This is a genomic window from Natrinema sp. CBA1119, from assembly GCF_002572525.1.
GTDB lineage: Archaea > Halobacteriota > Halobacteria > Halobacteriales > Natrialbaceae > Natrinema.
In genome coordinates, this window is the sequence record NZ_PDBS01000003.1 from 15415 (window position 1) to 31959 (window position 16545).

General features: G+C 53.8%; 12 protein-coding genes and 1 pseudogene. 4 read left to right on the plus strand and 9 right to left on the minus strand.

Features of this window, described 5'->3' with window-relative positions; genetic code table 11:
- Nucleotides 1-2: 2 nt before the first annotated feature.
- Complete coding sequence (locus CP556_RS25560; protein ID WP_141551737.1) at nucleotides 3-3131, plus strand: hypothetical protein; 3129 nt, start codon at nucleotides 3-5, stop codon at nucleotides 3129-3131.
- On the opposite strand, the gene CP556_RS25565 is transcribed toward CP556_RS25560, so the two are convergent.
- The 9 genes and pseudogenes from CP556_RS25565 to CP556_RS21520 all read right to left on the minus strand — a co-directional run bounded on the left by CP556_RS25565 (nucleotide 3117) and on the right by CP556_RS21520 (nucleotide 10345).
- A complete protein-coding gene (locus CP556_RS25565; RefSeq protein WP_141551738.1) occupies nucleotides 3117-4919 on the minus strand; it encodes an Ig-like domain-containing protein in 1803 nt (600 codons plus the stop codon). The genes CP556_RS25560 and CP556_RS25565 overlap by 15 nt on opposite strands.
- A gap of 175 nt (nucleotides 4920-5094) precedes the next feature.
- Complete coding sequence (locus CP556_RS21495; RefSeq protein ID WP_098727729.1) at nucleotides 5095-5337, minus strand: hypothetical protein; 243 nt, start codon at nucleotides 5335-5337, stop codon at nucleotides 5095-5097.
- 193 nt (nucleotides 5338-5530) lie between these two features.
- Nucleotides 5531-5803 (minus strand): DUF3006 domain-containing protein, encoded by a 273-nt coding sequence (locus tag CP556_RS21500; RefSeq protein WP_098727730.1) that lies wholly within the window; start codon nucleotides 5801-5803, stop codon nucleotides 5531-5533.
- 406 nt (nucleotides 5804-6209) lie between these two features.
- The gene (locus CP556_RS21505; protein ID WP_255291562.1) at nucleotides 6210-7151 is read right to left on the minus strand and encodes a ComEC/Rec2 family competence protein; all 942 of its coding nucleotides are present in this window, start codon (nucleotides 7149-7151) and stop codon (nucleotides 6210-6212) included.
- Nucleotides 7152-7371: 220 nt separating this feature from the next.
- Complete coding sequence (locus CP556_RS21510) at nucleotides 7372-7629, minus strand: DUF8156 family protein (RefSeq protein ID WP_098727731.1); 258 nt, start codon at nucleotides 7627-7629, stop codon at nucleotides 7372-7374.
- 174 nt (nucleotides 7630-7803) lie between these two features.
- Complete coding sequence (locus tag CP556_RS21515; RefSeq protein ID WP_098727732.1) at nucleotides 7804-8346, minus strand: hypothetical protein; 543 nt, start codon at nucleotides 8344-8346, stop codon at nucleotides 7804-7806.
- Nucleotides 8347-8745: 399 nt separating this feature from the next.
- Complete coding sequence (locus tag CP556_RS26220) at nucleotides 8746-9735, minus strand: homing endonuclease associated repeat-containing protein (protein ID WP_255291563.1); 990 nt, start codon at nucleotides 9733-9735, stop codon at nucleotides 8746-8748.
- 102 nt (nucleotides 9736-9837) lie between these two features.
- A pseudogene (locus CP556_RS27385) lies at nucleotides 9838-10041 on the minus strand (homing endonuclease associated repeat-containing protein); the annotation flags it as partial.
- Between the two features lie 43 nt (nucleotides 10042-10084).
- Nucleotides 10085-10345, minus strand: coding sequence for a homing endonuclease associated repeat-containing protein (locus CP556_RS21520; protein ID WP_098727733.1), 261 nt, complete (start codon nucleotides 10343-10345; stop codon nucleotides 10085-10087).
- Between the two features lie 424 nt (nucleotides 10346-10769).
- On the opposite strand from CP556_RS21520, the gene CP556_RS26225 reads away from it, so the two are divergent.
- From CP556_RS26225 to CP556_RS21530, 3 genes are all read left to right on the plus strand, one after another.
- Complete coding sequence (locus tag CP556_RS26225) at nucleotides 10770-10931, plus strand: hypothetical protein (protein ID WP_176548287.1); 162 nt, start codon at nucleotides 10770-10772, stop codon at nucleotides 10929-10931.
- A 43-nt stretch (nucleotides 10932-10974) separates the two neighbouring features.
- Nucleotides 10975-14757 (plus strand): beta strand repeat-containing protein, encoded by a 3783-nt coding sequence (locus CP556_RS21525; RefSeq protein WP_098727735.1) that lies wholly within the window; start codon nucleotides 10975-10977, stop codon nucleotides 14755-14757.
- 263 nt (nucleotides 14758-15020) lie between these two features.
- Nucleotides 15021-16545 (plus strand): outer membrane protein assembly factor BamB family protein (locus CP556_RS21530; RefSeq protein ID WP_141551739.1); only part of this gene is annotated, 1525 nt, incomplete at its 3' end.

A 16545-nucleotide genomic window follows, 5' to 3' on the forward strand; every position in this document is an offset into this window, starting at 1 on the left:
ATGTGTCCCAAAAAGAAGAAAGTAGTTCAAAAGAGAAAAGGGCAAAGAAAAGCCTGAGTAGACGGATAGGGGGACTGGTAGTCCTCATTGCAGCAATTAGTCTAGTTAGTGCTGGGTCTCTTGCAGGAGTAGTCCCTGATGCATCATCGGATACTACTCTATCGGGAACTGATGAGGGAGGTCTTGAAACACATACCCGCCAAGCAGACAACACTATTGGGAGTAAGGAGGAAAAGGCTCGAAACGGAGATTACACCCGCCAATACGCATCACATAACTCACCTAGAAAAGAACGACTGATTGAGTCATCGTTTAAATTTAACGAGACTCCTTCTGTCGGAGAATCTACAAAGGTAACAGTAACAATCCAGGCACTCAGACCCTTGGAGAATGTGTCGGCCAAAATGAGTGACCATATCTATATCAATGCAGATGAGCATCATCGCACATTTGGTGAAATGTCCTCCGGTGATACAAGGGAGATTACAACCACGATCACTCCGACGAAAGAAATCAAGTACCAAATTCCATATATAGTAACGGGAACGGCATACAACAGCCAGTTCACACGCACCGCTATAGTGAAGTTCAATCTTGCCGATGAACATACCGTGAATACTGCAACTACATCGGGTACCCTTTCAGAGCAAGCAGCGACGTCGTCTCTTGCTACGGCAACTACAAGCAGTACCATCTATTCTACCGCCTCAGGACAATCGTCTGAGAACTCATCCGTCATCGGCCAGTCAAAGTACTTAGCAAACGGCCAGCTACATCCTATGCGACAGGTGACTGTCGAACTATATGATAATGACACCAGTACTGATGAATTGGTCGCATCAACAACGACGGATGATCAAGGGAACTTCTCATTTGAGTTCGACCCGGCCCAAGATGTCTCTTCAAATGCAGATATCTACGTGAAAGTCACTGCAGAAAACCCTGCTGCATATGGAACAACTGCCAATAGGGATCAGTACTCGACATTTACTAATACAACAAACAATGTAAGCACTGGGAGTAAGATAAACTACGGCGTAGTCCACCCAGTTGAGAACAATTCAGTTTGGGAAGCAATTGATCATACGCTTGATGAACGGCGATACATCCACGAAAACACCGACGGATGGGAACGCTCTCCTGTTCGTATTGAGTGGCCGAACGGAGACTGGCCGCATCTTTCCTACCGTTACTCTCTTTTGACGGGTGAAATAGCCAAAGGTACAGAGGCAATTCGACTCCCGGAGAAGACTGTCGCTTCATGGGATAGAAGGACGGTCCTCCACGAATACGCACACGCAGTAATGATAGCTGGCTACGATTGGGATCGGGATAATTTCCCGGATACTGGCACGTATAACTGCCATGTTCCCTATAGCGAAACCGACCCCGGATATGCGCTTCGGGAAGGGTGGGCTGAGTTTATGCCAGCGGCTGTCGACGATAATCCCCAGACACTTCGCCATCGGGGAATGAATATCGAAACGAACCACTGGTACAACGTAGATGCTTCCCCTCCCTGTTATGGACCCGGTGGTGATACTGGCGATATGGATGGGAATAGCGTTGAGGGGAGTTATGCAAGTATCTGGTTTGACATAGTTGATACTGGCCATGCTGAGGACGAATCACTAGAAAAATCCTATAATACGGTTTTCAACACCGTGATGGATAACAACGCACAGGATATGTATGACTTCTGGGCTCAGTGGGAACATGGTAACCGGGAGGAACTTCGTCAAACGTATTCTCGATATGGAATTCCCGTTACTCCGGCTACTTTCGATGTCTCGATCGCGGAGACAAATTCTCCGGTCGTAGCCGGTGAAACAGTTGAGATTACGGCAGAAGTCGGTAATATCGGCGATGCCCCTGGAAAGAAGAGTATCGCACTTGATGTCGGTAGTAAAACGAATGTTGATACGCAGACAGCCTCACTCGCTAGTGGCGAGAGTGAAAAAGTAACTCTCACATATGAAACAGAAGAGAATGATATCGGCAAGCAGGAGGTTGTTGTCCACAGTGCAAACGGTTCAGCTTCAACGACGATCAACGTGACCGAGCCGTCGACGCCAGCATCCTTCGACGTGACAATCGACGATACTACCAGTCCCGTCATTGCCGGTAACTCCCTTGATATGACGGTAACCGTCACTAACACCGGCGATCTTCAGGGTGTCAAAGATATTAAGTTGCTGGTTAATGGTAGCGTCGTTACCGTTGAGGAGGACGTGACGTTGGCCGGTGGAGCCAACACAACGCTCACGTTCAACTACGATACTAGTGACATAGACCCAGGAAAGTACGATGTTGAAGTTCGCAGTATAAACGATTCAGCTTCAACGACGATCAACGTGACCGAACCGCCGACGCCAGCAACCTTCAACGTGACAGTCGACGATACCATCAGCCCAGTCACTGCCGGTAACTCCCTTGATGTGACGGCAACCGTCACTAACACTGGCGATCTTCAAGGCGTCCAGGATATTGAATTCTTATTCAATGGTAGTATCGACACTATCGAAAAGAATGTGACGCTGGCTGATGGAGCTAACACAACGCTCACGTTCACCTACGATACTAGTGACATAGATCCAGGAAAGTACGATGTTGAAATTCGCAGCGCGAATGATTCAACTTCTACGACGATTAACGTGACTGAGTCGCCGACGCCAGCAGCCTTCGATGTGACAGTCGTTGACACTACCAGTCCCGTCACTACTGGAGACGCTCTCAATGTGACAACAACCGTCACTAACACCGGCGATCTCGAAGACATCCAGGATATCAAGTTGCTATTCAATGGTAGCGTTGTTACCGTTGAAGAGAATGTGACATTGGCCGGTGGATCCCATACAACATTCACATTGACTCACACCACCGGTGGCGTAGACCTAGGAAAGTACGAGATTGTCGTCCGCAGCGCTAATGATTCCGCTTCAACGGCGATCAACGTAATTGACGATGGACCAAGTGTTGCTGATTACGCCAACGAGAACGGTGTGGTCAACATGGATGGTCTTCGAAGCGCCATCGACGATTGGCGTACTGACGATACCTCAATCAACCTGCTGCGCAATGTCATCGACCACTGGCGCACTGGCGAACCGGTAGAGCTAATTGATCCCTGAACCGGTTCGCCAAGCCCCAATAACCGCTCTCAACTTGGTGGTTGATACCGTTCCTGCCCGCCAGTCGTCAATTCCTGCTTGAAGCCCAGGAGTGTCAACGATTCCTTCCTCATTCTCGTACTCACTGCTATTTTCTGTGACGTTGATCGTAACCGTCGCAGTGGCAGTACCACCATTACCATCACTCACCTCATACGTGAAGGAGTCTGTCCCAGAATAGCCTGATTCGGGCGTGTAGGTGAATGAGTCACCATTTGTCGAGACCGTCCCGTGGTTTGGGCCACTTGTTACAGCATATGATAGCGAGTCACCATTCGGATCGCGTGCATCGAACGTTCCCGTCACTGGCGTCCCTTCACTTGCTAAGACTGAGACATCATTAGCACTTGGACCACTGCCTGCTTCTCTGACAGTGACCGTCCATGGGAAGTCCTCGCCAGTACCGGACTCACCTTCAATATCAACATAGACAAAGCCGTCTTCTTCGACGGTCACCTGTGTCGAGTCACTAGATCCCTCCTCATTGCTGAGGTAGCTACTTCCGCCCGGATATCTGATGTCTGCGTGTACGTCTTGGCCACTATTTTTCGACAGGCCAATATCTAGTTCTGTACTGCCTGAAACGGGAATTTGGAACGCGTCCAAGTCATCGTTGGAGTTGATCTCTCCTGTGTGTGACCCGAGACTAACCTGATTATCTGCCTCGTCGTTCCACTGATCACGGACACCTGTATCGTTTACCAAGACTTCCCATGAGAAGTCATCGCTAGCACCAGGTTCCCCTTCAACATCAACATAGACAAATCCATCTTCTTCGACGGTTACCTGGTCTGAGTCTCCTGTCCCACCATCGTTCCGGAGATAACTACTTCCACCCGGATAACTAATATCCGCATAGACTTCTTGACCGATCTGTTTTGACAGACTTAGATCAATCACGCTATTGGCTGAGACTGGCACCTGGAACGTGTCCAGATCATCGTTAGAGTTGATCTCTCCTGTGTGTGACCCGAGGCCAACCTGATTATCTGCCTCGTCATTCCACTGATCACGGGCACCTGTATCGTTTACCGAGACTTCCCATGAGAAGTCATCGCTAGTACCAGGTTCCCCTTCAACATCAACATAGACAAATCCATCCTCTTCGACGGTTACCTGGTCTGAGTCTCCTGTCCCACCATCGTTCCGGAGATAACTGCTTCCACCCGGATAACTAATATCCGCATAGACTTCTTGACCGATCTGTTTTGACAGACTCAGATCAATCACGCTATTGGCTGAGACTGGCACTTGGAACGTGTCCAGATCATCGTTAGAGTTGATCTCTCCTGTGTGTGACCCGAGGCCAACCTGATTATCTGCCTCGTCATTCCATTGATCACGGACACCTGTATCATTTACTGAGACTCCCCAGGAGAAGTCCTCGCTAGTACCGGGTTGTCCTTCGACATCAACATAGACGAACCCGTCTTCCTCGATAGTTACTTGAGTTGATTCTCCAGTCCCACCATCGTTCCGGAGGTAGCTGCTTCCACCCGGATAACTAATATCCGCATAGACCTCTTGACCCGCTTCTTTTGACAGGCTGAGATCGATTACACTATTTGATGAAACTGGAACCTGAAACTGATCGCTGTCATCATTGGAGGTAATCAACCCTGTGTGTGAACCACTGGTCGTCTCCTTGTGACTGTCGTCAGGCCAGTCATCTGTCTGTGCCACTGTGGGTGCTACACTGATCGATAGCAGCACTACAACTGCTATCGATATGATAATCAGTTTCCTCATATTTGAAACAGAGAAGCTAAAATCATATTAGTTTTATCTTACTACACTATTTTCACATCTAAAGCAGTGTTTATACTCGGTGACGATCCCGACCGGGAGGAGTACGTCCGGATCCAGAAGGCGAATGAAGCGATGCTCGAGGAGTAACTCCGAATGTCTACACGGGAACAAACGCTTACTCGATCTCTGTCTCGGCTGGCAGGGGCTTGGCTGCTATTGTCGCTAGTTCAGGCTTCAAGACTGCCTTGAGTTTAAGGGCCCCCTCAGGGAAGGCACGATAGATCGCAATCGCCACACCCATTAGAAGAGCCTGTCCTGCGCGGCCCACATAGTCTATAACCTGCTGTGTTAGATCGAGGAGGTTTTCGATACCTATCCCACCAATGCTGAGTTCTCCTTTATTTACGTTCTTGTACACCCGATACAGGAACTTTGCTGGAAGACCGCTGGCAAGTCCCGTGCCGTCATTCGGTGAGATAGGTGGTCATACCAATTGTTGTGGAGTTGTAAATAAAAGCGTTCCGTGAGGTACAGGCGACTCGTCTCGAGTGTTTTCACACGCCGATCACCTCCTCAAGCACAACGTCGGGCCCGCCAAGGCCGTTAATAGCTCACTCTTCATCCAACCGCTTTGAGAGACGGTCGAACTTCGCCTCAAGTCGGGCACGGCGTTTCTGTTCGCGTTCTGGCTGATACTCGAGATCGGCAAGCCCACCACCTTCGAGGCGAACGGTGAAGAGCGCCCCCTCGTGCTGCCCCTCTTCTGGCAACGTCTCGATATCGACATCCAACTGCTCAACGACACCGCCCTCATCCTCGAGGAGGATGACTGCCGTGTCGCCGTCGACGACCCGGTCCACGACGCCGGTAAACGTGCCGTCCATCATCCTACGACTGGCGCTGCAGCCCCATCAATTGTGGCAGGATCGATGGTAGGCGAACTCCCCTGTGTGGCTGTGGGCTTGGCATCGATCAGGTCGGCTGGATTGGTCGAGAACGTCTCAGCGGACTCAACGGTTATATTGGTGCCATCAGTCATCACGACAACATCACTATGGACGCCGGTCCAGTATGTCCCAATGCCCATCTCACCGGCTCTGGTGAATCACTAGGCGGCGTCGACTTCCGGAAATCAGACCCGGCAACTTGAGGCGATACTCTGGGACAATTTGGTCACTATTCCGTCGGGAACTGTGATAGCAGTGTGATTGGGTTCCGTCACAGGTCCGCTAAAACCACTCAACATAACGCAGTATGGCGATTCACCAAAGCCATCTCACCAAAGCCATCTCACCAAAGCCATCTCACCAAAGCCATCTCACCAAACCGTTGGAGTACCTCGTCATGCGGGTGGTCATACTGACTATCGTAGCCACTCGAGATCACTGCGGTCTTCGGATCAACGATATCTATGAACGGCTGCGTCGAGCTGGTGGACGAGCCGTGATGGCCCGCCTGGTAGATGTCGGCATCTAGTTGGTCACCCCATTTTGCAACCATCCGTTCTTCAACGGCCGCCTCTGCATCACCAGTCGTCAAATAGGTTGTCTCGCCATACTCGATGGTGAACGCGAGACTGTTATCGTTGAGGTCGTCATTGGACTTGTTCTCAGGCGGGTTGAGGAATTGAACGGTAGCATCCCCGAACGCGATCGAATCGCCCTCGGCAACCTCATACAGGTCAACGTTGTGTTCGTCGATCGCGGTGAGATAGTCCTCGTACGTCTGTGAGGTAGCCGGGACACCTGGATCATATACGGCACCGACGCCGTCGCCGTTCGTTTCGAAGTGGTTGATCACTTCCGCGTGTCCGCCAATGTGATCGGCATGTGCATGTGTCGTGACCAGATGGTCGATCCGCGTGATACCTTGCTCCTCGAGGTACGCGATGACACCCGAGCCGTCTTGTCGCCAATAGCCCGAATCGATGAGCATCGTCTCACCGGAGGGGGCGACTACCAGCGTCGAATCGGCTTGCCCAACGTCGATATGGTGGATTTCAAGGTCGCCGTCGGAGCCAACTGGCTCACCGCTTCGCCAATAGGAGATTACCTCGCGTAGCAAACCGGTATCGATTTCCCCATTTCGCCAATCGCCAATCGCATCACGCAGCCCGTCTGTTTCGACGGTATTGGTTTCTGTGTCAGCGTAATCGTCTACTGCCAGTTCCGTTGCGTTCGTGCTCTCCGCCGCAACAACACCAGGTCCGCAGATGGATCCAAGGAGTACCACTAAGACGACTATCGTGGCCTGCTGGCGCTGTCGTCTACTCCCACGCTGAACTGTAATTGATCGTAACTCTCCATTCAGGACATCATATCAAGGCTATTGGTTGTTGAAGGTTCTCGTCCCGGTACTAGATTCCACAATGAACACCGCCGCCGATCGCTCCTCGAGCACGACACTGAGACACGCGAGGCCGCTGGCACACTCCAGATCGACATCTCCCGGTCTACGGCTCCCCAGCTACTTCGAGACGCGCTTCGAGTTCTTGGATCCGACACTCCTGTGCTAACAACACGGAGATGAGAAACGGCTCCATTACTGTCATCTCGTTTTGGATCCCGGCGGCATCCGCAAACTGTCGCGTGTCGTCGAATAGCTGATCAAACCCGTCGCGATACTGCACCCGCAGTGCCCGCCGGAACGGCTGCCAGTCCTCCTCGAGGTGACGCAACTGGTCACGATAGGTGGGGTTCGTCTTCCCCATCTATGCCACCTCCTGAATCGAGTCCCCGGTGATCGGCGTCGGATACGCCGGCTCACGTACTTCGAGGATCTGCTTCCAGAAGGTGAGCGTGGTTTGGAGCATTCCATTCCCGACCGGGTAGACCAATGACTCGAACTCCTTTCCGATAAACCGCGCCCCCTCATCGGTCTCCAGTCACTCGATCCGCTCGTCGACGAGGTTGTCGATCGGCGCCGCGAACTCATCATCCCGGGCCTTCGAAACCAGAACCGGACACTCATATCGACGAGCCGCAGCTGCCAGCCGGGCGAGCGCCGACACGACCATCCGCTCGGACTCGTCTTCACCGAGATCGTCGTCGCGGTAGAGGCCGTCCACCGCCGGCGCCACGATCAGGCCGACGTCGTCCCGGTCGACGGTTGCGAGTGTCCCGTAGTCAGGATCCTCGAGCAGCCTCGAACATAGCGTGTGGTGCTGGTAGGCAGTGAATGCACGGGCGGTCTGGATCTTCTTGAGAACGCGGCGGCTCGGTGCAACATCTGCGAGTGGCTTTGTCTGTGCGTGGCCGAACGTATCGATCCACCACGCAGTTCCTGGCCATTCGAGGAGGAGATGGTCGACGGCGAGTGCGTGAAACGCGCCGGGAGACGATGACTCCAGGAGCGTGATGCCATTCTCGAGGGACGGTAGGTTGGGAATTTGGTCTATCGACGATGCGACGTCTCTGTTTGTACCCATACCTCCAACTGGATTGTCTCGATGGTTAACTGTTCGAGGGCGGTTTCCGAAAGTTCCGATTATCCGATTTCGTGCATAGGAGTGGGGAGAGCCTCGCTGAATAGCCATCATCGAGCCGGTTCCGATTCTTCCGATATCGCCATGAAAACGGAATGGGGATGGAGTCTGCCTCCGGATGGGGTGGAGGAGAGGGGGAGTGGAGGCGTCCTATTGTTTGTGGTGATGATCATTAACTATTTGTGACAGCATCAACAAGCCAATAAATTGATAACAATATACTCACAAGGGACAGACGGCGGGGGAGAGGATTCAGTCGTTGCCTGACAAGATCCGCCCGACCCGAGACAGACGGTCCCTCGCTATTCGAGATCGAATCACGTTTCGACGTGAAGCCAATTGTCACGCACATCGGTCTCGGTCCCTCCCCTGGCGACAGATCACCTCCAGGGGATGGGGGCTCAACGCTGGCCTCTGGCCGGCGTTTCTGTGACGCGAGAGTTTATATACGGAGCCGTGGCAACGCCGGTGATGTCTCTCACCAATCGACAGGAGGATCTCCTGATCGCCGTCGCACTGACCGAGTTCAGCGTCCACTAAGAGCAGGCCGATCCCAAACTCGCCGAGCACAAGCAGATCCAGAAGGCGAAAGACGCGATGATGAGGGAGTAACTCCGTGTGTCTATTCTTCCACGCCAGCGAGTTCGAAGGCTTCCGACAACGAGTCAAAGTGGCGATAATAGTTGTCGTGCTATGGTTTCCATGTTCGCGAATATCCGTCGTTCGAACAGGCTTCCCATGCTCGTCCGCCAACCGCTGGAGATCGGCTAACAGCTCGTCGCGTGTTGTCGGCCCTTCGGACACAGAAGCAGGGTCATAGCCGGCGGCCTCGAGCGCCGCTGTCCACGATCCAAACCGATCTCGGTAGGGTGACGCCGAGTACTGCCCATGTTCGGTGATGTCGGCGATCGTGGGACGACCATCAACCGTGTCGGCGACCCGCTCGAATTCAGCCAGGAGCGTCTCTGTATCGATATCGCCGGTTGCACGTTCCTGACCAGAGTCGAGTCCTGCCGCCTCACGGGCTGTTGCGAGTGACTCGAAGGTCCGGAAATATGTCGAGATGCTATATTGGCCGTGTGTGTCGATAACCGATGTGGTTACCGGCTCGCCATGTTCGTCGGCGAGTCGTTGGAGGTCGGCGAGTAATTGGTCACGGGTCACTGGCGCAGATGGTCGGTCACAATCGAAGCCAGCAGCCTCGAGCGCATCGTACCAGGAGTCAAACCGAGCCTGATATGTCGACGGCGAGTGCTGGCCGTGGTCGATCATATCTGACATCGATGGTGGTTGACCAACCTCATCACCAAGCTGCTGGAGTTCGGCGAGCAACTCCTCGGTCTCGATCTCGGGTGTGCCGGCCTCGGGGCCACGCTCGAGCCCGGCCGCCTCGCGCGCATCTGCTAGTGAGTCGAAGAGCGAGTAATAGTGGTTCGTATGATATTTGCCATGGTTGATGATATCGCTCGCAGCGACTGGCTCGCCATGGTCGTCGGCAAGCCGTCGAAGGTCGGCCAGTAGGTCCTCACGGTCTGGGTCCTGCTGTACGTCTTGCTCATCGTCGAGTCCGGCCGCTTCAAGGGCAGGTCCCAGGATCCGAAGCGATCCCGATATGTCGGCGCGGAATATGAACCGTATTCGGTGACATCCGTCTGTGAGGGTGCGCCATCGACCTGCTCACTCACATCGCGAAGATCGGCCAGCAATGCCTCGGTCTCGATCCGTGCTTCGTGTCGGTCTCGATCCGTGCTTCGTGTCGGTCCAGCCCGCGCTCAAGGCCCGCCTCCTTGCGCGCCTCGAAGAGTGAGTCGAACTCCCGATGGTACGGCGTTGGACTGTACTGCCCGTGCTCTTTGATGTCTTCGCGCGTCACTGGCTCGCCATGTTCGTCGGCAAGCCGCTGGAGTTCGCTGAGATACTCATCGTCTGTTCGTGTACCCATTGTCGCCCCATTTGAAATCTCACAAGAAAGGTGTTTCTGTGGGCCACCAAGCCCCAAGTTGATCAATTTCTCCGAGATTCCTCCGTTCGCATACCCGTGAAATGATATTTGCGTCATTAGGAATTGGGTACACATACTCAGTACAGAGACTATTTCTAGTTGTACGCACGCGTATCACCCCCGCTCCGTCGGGTGGTATGATCTAGTTAAAGACTGTTCTTTACTGCTAATGGTCTAGTGGGGTAGTATGCAACAACAATTAAGTTCCAGTAGTGTAGTAGAGTTATCTGAGGCAGAAGGTAAACGAAAATGACCAGACAACTGTGGCGGAAGTATAGCTTCGCAAGTACACTGCACGACACCTGCCCGACATGATGCGGGTACCCAATGCCGACTGGTGGTTGTCAAATCCATGAGCGCTGAAATGACGGAGTCAGATGACGGGGACAATATCACCCGTACGACGATCAAGATTGACGATAAGATTTGGCGACGTGTCCGGTCGCAGGCCATCCGCGAAGACAGGCGGGTCTCGGAGGAACTCGAGCAGATCCTCCGGGAGTACTTCGACGAAGAGGAGCCATGATGTATCGACTAATGAGTAACACACAACCCTATATTAACAATCAATGACAGGCGATAATACGACAGAGAAGTTGCGCGCAGTACTTCTCGCGACCATGATGGTCATCTCGGTCGTCGCGATGACCACCGCGTTCGCAGGCAGTGCGGCCGCAGCGACAAATGTCAGCTCAGGCAATCAGGATGTGGTGTTGGGTGCCGAAGCCCAATCTCTAGGGACGAGTACAACATCGTTCACCATTTCCGAAACTACTGATGATTTCGGAGGATCTGGCTCCGGTGAAATCACCGTTCCGGACGGAGTAACATTCAATCAGACTCAGTCTGACTTGACAGTACGGCAGACCAGCAGCGGGTCGCTCAGCAATGTCCGGTTTACCGACTCCCAGACGATCAAGTTCGACTATAGTGGGTTCAGTTCCACTAGTGCTGATTCTATCAGCTTCGGACAGCTCTATATGGATGTGAGTCAGGACGCCGGATCATCCTTCAAGGTTGACACCCGCGTGGGGGTTAATTCTCAATCACTAACGATCACCACCCATCAGGCATCTATCTCTGGCCCCAGCGGGAGCTTCGGAGCGGCATCGACCGGGAATAATATTGGAACTGTCACGGTCAGTACCGCAACCGTCGATGGTCAGATCGGTAACCAGACGGACCTGATCATCTACGCGAATCAATCGAACGGAGTTACGCTCGATACGAGTGTCGATGTTGCATCGACGATTACGGACAATAATGATAACGTGAATGAGTCGGCAGCGACGATCTCGGAAGAGAAAATCGTCGTGCCGGTCACGAGTGACTTTGCGGCCGGTGACTCGGTGGATCTAGATGGCTTGGCCGTCAACCTGACTGCCGATGCCAGTGATTCCGCGCTGACCGTGGAAGCAACCCCTGCCAGTGATACTGGAGGATCACTCACCTCGACTACTGGCAATCAGATCGCGGTCACAAAACCAGGTGTTAGCCTTGGGTCTTCGTTCGACCTTGCGGTTGGACAGGAGGGTCAGGCTACTGGTGATACGATCACGGTCACCTCGTCTGCAAATGGTGACATCGGTGATGGGACGAATGTGACTGTGATGCTGAATGACAGTGACGTCACGTTCGATACCTCCGGTACAGTCACTGCTACGGTTAACAATGTGACTGGACCGAATGGGGAGACTGCTGAAAGCAAGAATGCACCAGCAGTCGTTAACGAAAACAACCTGACTGTGAACGTCTCTGGTGACTTTGAAGCCACTGACAATGTTGTGTTCAGTGGCTTCTCGCTGAACGTCACGAACCAGCCTGCTGACGGCACTGATGTCAAGGTCAGTGCTCAGACACAGTCTTCACCGAATGGCGCTGTAATCACGAGTGAAGACACTGGGACGTTCATCACCCTTCAGCGTCCTGACTATACCTACAACGGTGATACCGTTGACGTGGACAACGACGGTGAAGACCAGAACGCTCTGAAGGATATTACCGTCGCATCGGCGACTGACAGTGATATTGCCGATAACACTAATATCACTATCAGCATTGCAGACGGTTCTGGAGTGACGTTCGACCAAAGTGATAGTAATACTCTGACTCTTGGCTTTGATGACACTGCAACACAGGTTAACCCTGCGGTCATCAACGAACAGAACGTCACCGTAGAAGTCAAGAACTTCGACAGTTCTGGAGAAGCCGTTGTCTTCCAGAACATCGGTGTCAACGTCACGGCGGACGCGACGAACACCACGCTCGCGGTGACGACGAACACCAGTGATTCGGAGGTCACGACCGTCCTCTCGAATAATGTCGTCGTCGTCAACGAGGTCTCACCGACCCAGATCGCGGCTGACCCGGATGTCTCTGATGGTGATGACTTCACCAACGGCAACGATGTCAGTGCGACCAAGCCGCAGGTCACAAACACGATCACCGGGCAGGTGCGTCTTCAGGATGACACCGGCGCCAACTTCGGCGCTGGAGACATGAACCTTGAGATCGTCTCGACGCCTGAAGGATCGAGTGGTGCGTCGCTCAACACGAGCACTGTCACCACGGCTTCTGACGGCACTGCCGACTTCAACTTCACGGCTGGTGACAAAACTGGTGACTACGTGGTCAACGCCACGATCGCTGGTACGTCCACGGGCGTGAACATCACGTATACTTCCCAGTCGGGTCCCGTTGCTGACATCACTGTCACCAATGTCGAGGATGCGATCAAAGGAACTGCGACGAATGACAAGCAGACCGCAGTCCTGAAAGTTCAGGCGCTGGACGCACAAGGTAACCCTGTCAGCAGTTCCGTTGACACGTCATTCACGATTAGCAGTCCTGATGCAGAAAACTTCGCCGTGGATAACTGGGTCAACAGTACCGGTCAGTTAGCCGATGGGACGGCAACCGGTGAAAGTATCGACGCCAGTACTGGCAACTTGAAGCTGGCAGATAATGGTACTGCGTATGTCAGCTTCACAGATCCGGCCGCGGAAGACGTGACGATGGAAGTCGAATATGGCTCGAGTAGTGACTCTGGCACGGTGACCATCTACGACAACATCGGTCAGGTCTCGCTTGAGCTCAACGAATCGTCGGTCATCCGTGGCGATACCGTCCAGGCGGACGCCACGATCAAGCAGTCCGACGGGACGGTCATTACGGTCCCGGACATCACGGTCAACTTCGACGATAACAGTAACAGCAACACGACGGTCAACAGTGCAAGCGCTGACACGAACGGCGATGGCGTCGCAAGCGTCACCGTCTCCGCTGACAGTGCTGGCACGTCGACCATCGACGCTGTTACCAACCTCAAGAAGGGCAGTGCAACCCTCACGATCGAAGACCCGACACTCACCGTCTCGACTGACGTTGATTCGGTGACGGTCGGCGAGGAGACCACGGTCAACACCACGGTCACCTACGAGAACAACGGGAGTGCCGTTGAAGGTGCCACGCTGAACGTGACTGGTGCCGGCGTCGACGTTGCCGACCAGACCACGGACGCGAACGGCACTGCACAGTTCACGGTGAACGCTAGCGAAGCTGGTGACATCACGGTGAACGCAACGCTCGCCGGCACGAACATGGGTCAGGCGACAATCACGGCTGAACCCGCCGCACAGCCTGACATCTCCGTTGACTACGACGTCGACAGTGAGACCGTCGAAGTCGGCGAGAACGTGACTGTCACGGCGACGGTCACCAACGCAGGCGACGCAGCTGGCTCGGCTGACGTGACGTTCAACGCGGACGGCACGGAAGTTGAGAACCAGTCTGTTGACGTTGACGCGAACAACAGCACCACCGTCGAGTTCACCACGAGCTTCGACAGTGCTGGCTCGCACAACGTCTCGATCAACGACCTCAACGCGACTGAGATCACGGTGCAGGCACCTGCATCGTTTGACGTCAGCTACGACGTTGACAAAGAGAACATTACGGTCGGCGAGACGCTCAACGTGACCGCCACTGTTGAGAACACCGGCGACCTCAGCGGCGAGACGACAGTGTACTTCCACGCGGCTGGCGACGAGTACACCAACACGACCGTCTCCGTCGATGCGGGTAACTCCACGGAAATCGTCCAGGAGATCTACCTGCCCGAGGAGGCCGGCTCCTACAACGTCTCGGTCAACGACCTCGAACCGACGGAGATCACCGTCGAAGAGGCCGCGAGTGACGAACCGACTGTCTCCGACTACGCCAACGAGAACGGCGTCGTCGAGCTCTCGGGTCTCAGCACCGCCATCGACGACTGGCGCAGCAGTGAGATCGGTCTCGGTCTGCTGAGCGACGTCATCGATGCCTGGCGTAGCGGTGAATCCGTCGACTCGTAATCACACCTAACTACTGCTCCACCGCGGATCAGTCCCTATCCGATTGCAGTTGCGGTTCCATTTTTTCGACGTGCGCTACGCTCCAGAGCGATAGCGTCGGGTATCGCATAGACAGTTCTCTCACATCAGTTGGACACCGCGCTCTCCCAGCCGAGTAGGCCAAGCGTCACGGTGTTGCTCGAAAGACCGAGATCTTCCCTCTACTTATGGAATAATATGCAGAAATATTTATTATCACAACTGATAGCCTATGTAGTATATCCATGGACGGAATCAGCGAGTCGAGTACGCAGGCCAGAAAACAGCGACAACCATGTTTCCGAGGGGTTCGTATTGGCCTTTTCATCGGATTACTAACGATAGTTCTTCTTGGCACTGCCGCAGCCGGAGCTGCTGTACCTGCAACCAATGCGACAGCGATAGACACACAGATAGTCGACGATCCAGCGGCGTGGCCTAACACGGGATACGATGAACGGAATAGTCGTGTCAGCGACGGAACGCCGCCTGCGGAGGCGCCTGATAGAGCATGGTCATTTGACCTAGTTGAGAACGACACGGAGCGGCTGACTGATCCGATTATTGTCGAAGACACGGTTCTATTTGGAACAGAGTGGTCAAGTTCGGACACAGAACACGGATCACTCACTGCAGTTAACCTTACAACAGGTGATCAACGATGGTCGTTCGGTGTCAATACCGAACAGAAGTTTACCTATGATATTGCGACCGACGGAGAGACGGTCATAATCGGTGAGAACGATGCGCTCTATGGCGTTGATCTCAAAACTGGGACTCGAGAGTGGCAGAAGGACCACTCACGGTTTACGGGATATGGAATTACTTCTCACGAGGGGGTCGTATATACGCGACTCGGAGATCGAGGGAGCGTGCACGCGCTTGATCCGACTAATGGGACTTCTCACTGGAACACGCCACTCCCCAATATCGATGAGCAGACTGGCGAAACGAATGCACCGGCTGTCGGAAATGGGTCCGTCTACGTTGCCGGTTCGTGTTCCGTCTCCGATAGCGAGCGAAAATTCCTCTGTATTACTGCGCTGGACCGCGATACTGGGAACGTCAAGTGGCAGACTGTCAGTGATTCCGTAGAGTCAACTGGCAGCATCAGTGATCCAGTACTCGCGGACGGGACGCTCTATGTTCGCCTTGAGAAAGACTACCTCCGGGAATCGCCACAGCTGGTAGCGTTTAATATCTCGACTCGATCTGTCACTGACAGCCGCTCCGTCGAGTCGGGGGCACCGATAGCAGTCACCGAAGAGACGATCTTCACGACCGATTCTAATGGAATCGTTGCCATCGATCGTGAAACGACTGCGACCAGATGGACGAACGAAGGAACAACATCCGTCGTCGTTGGTGAGCAGGTACTCACGGTTGACGGAACTCAGCTTCGTGCACTGTCGTCGTCTTCAGGTGACGAGCAGTGGTCCACGTCGGTCTCGACCTCGAACATCGATGCGCTCAGTGCAGGCATGGCTGCCTCGAACGGAACAATCGTTGTGCTTGGGGGAGATATCAGTGACGAGTATCGTGGCACTGCGGTCGCATTCACAGGGACAACAACTCCATCTGAGGAAATCCTGGTCGAGCCCGAGAATCCACAAGTCGGAACACCGGCCCGCTTCAACGCAAGTAGGATCACTGGGACGAACTACAGGTGGGACTTCGACGAAAATGGAACGACCGACGCTCGTGGTGCCGTTGTCGATCATCAGTTCGACACGTCTGGTAGGTTCAACGTGACGGTTACCGTCGAGACTG

Excerpts from the sequence above, each read along its gene's own strand:
- CP556_RS25565 (WP_141551738.1), bottom strand. The coding sequence starts at position 4,919 with ATGAGGAAACTGATTATCATATCGATAGCAGTTGTAGTGCTGCTATCG.
- CP556_RS21520 (WP_098727733.1), bottom strand. The coding sequence starts at position 10,345 with ATGGGTACACGAACAGACGATGAGTATCTCAGCGAACTCCAGCGGCTT.
- CP556_RS21525 (WP_098727735.1), top strand. The coding sequence starts at position 10,975 with ATGACAGGCGATAATACGACAGAGAAGTTGCGCGCAGTACTTCTCGCG.
- CP556_RS26225 (WP_176548287.1), top strand. The coding sequence starts at position 10,770 with ATGACGGAGTCAGATGACGGGGACAATATCACCCGTACGACGATCAAG.
- CP556_RS21510 (WP_098727731.1), bottom strand. The coding sequence starts at position 7,629 with ATGGGGAAGACGAACCCCACCTATCGTGACCAGTTGCGTCACCTCGAG.
- CP556_RS21500 (WP_098727730.1), bottom strand. The coding sequence starts at position 5,803 with ATGGACGGCACGTTTACCGGCGTCGTGGACCGGGTCGTCGACGGCGAC.
- CP556_RS21515 (WP_098727732.1), bottom strand. The coding sequence starts at position 8,346 with ATGGGTACAAACAGAGACGTCGCATCGTCGATAGACCAAATTCCCAAC.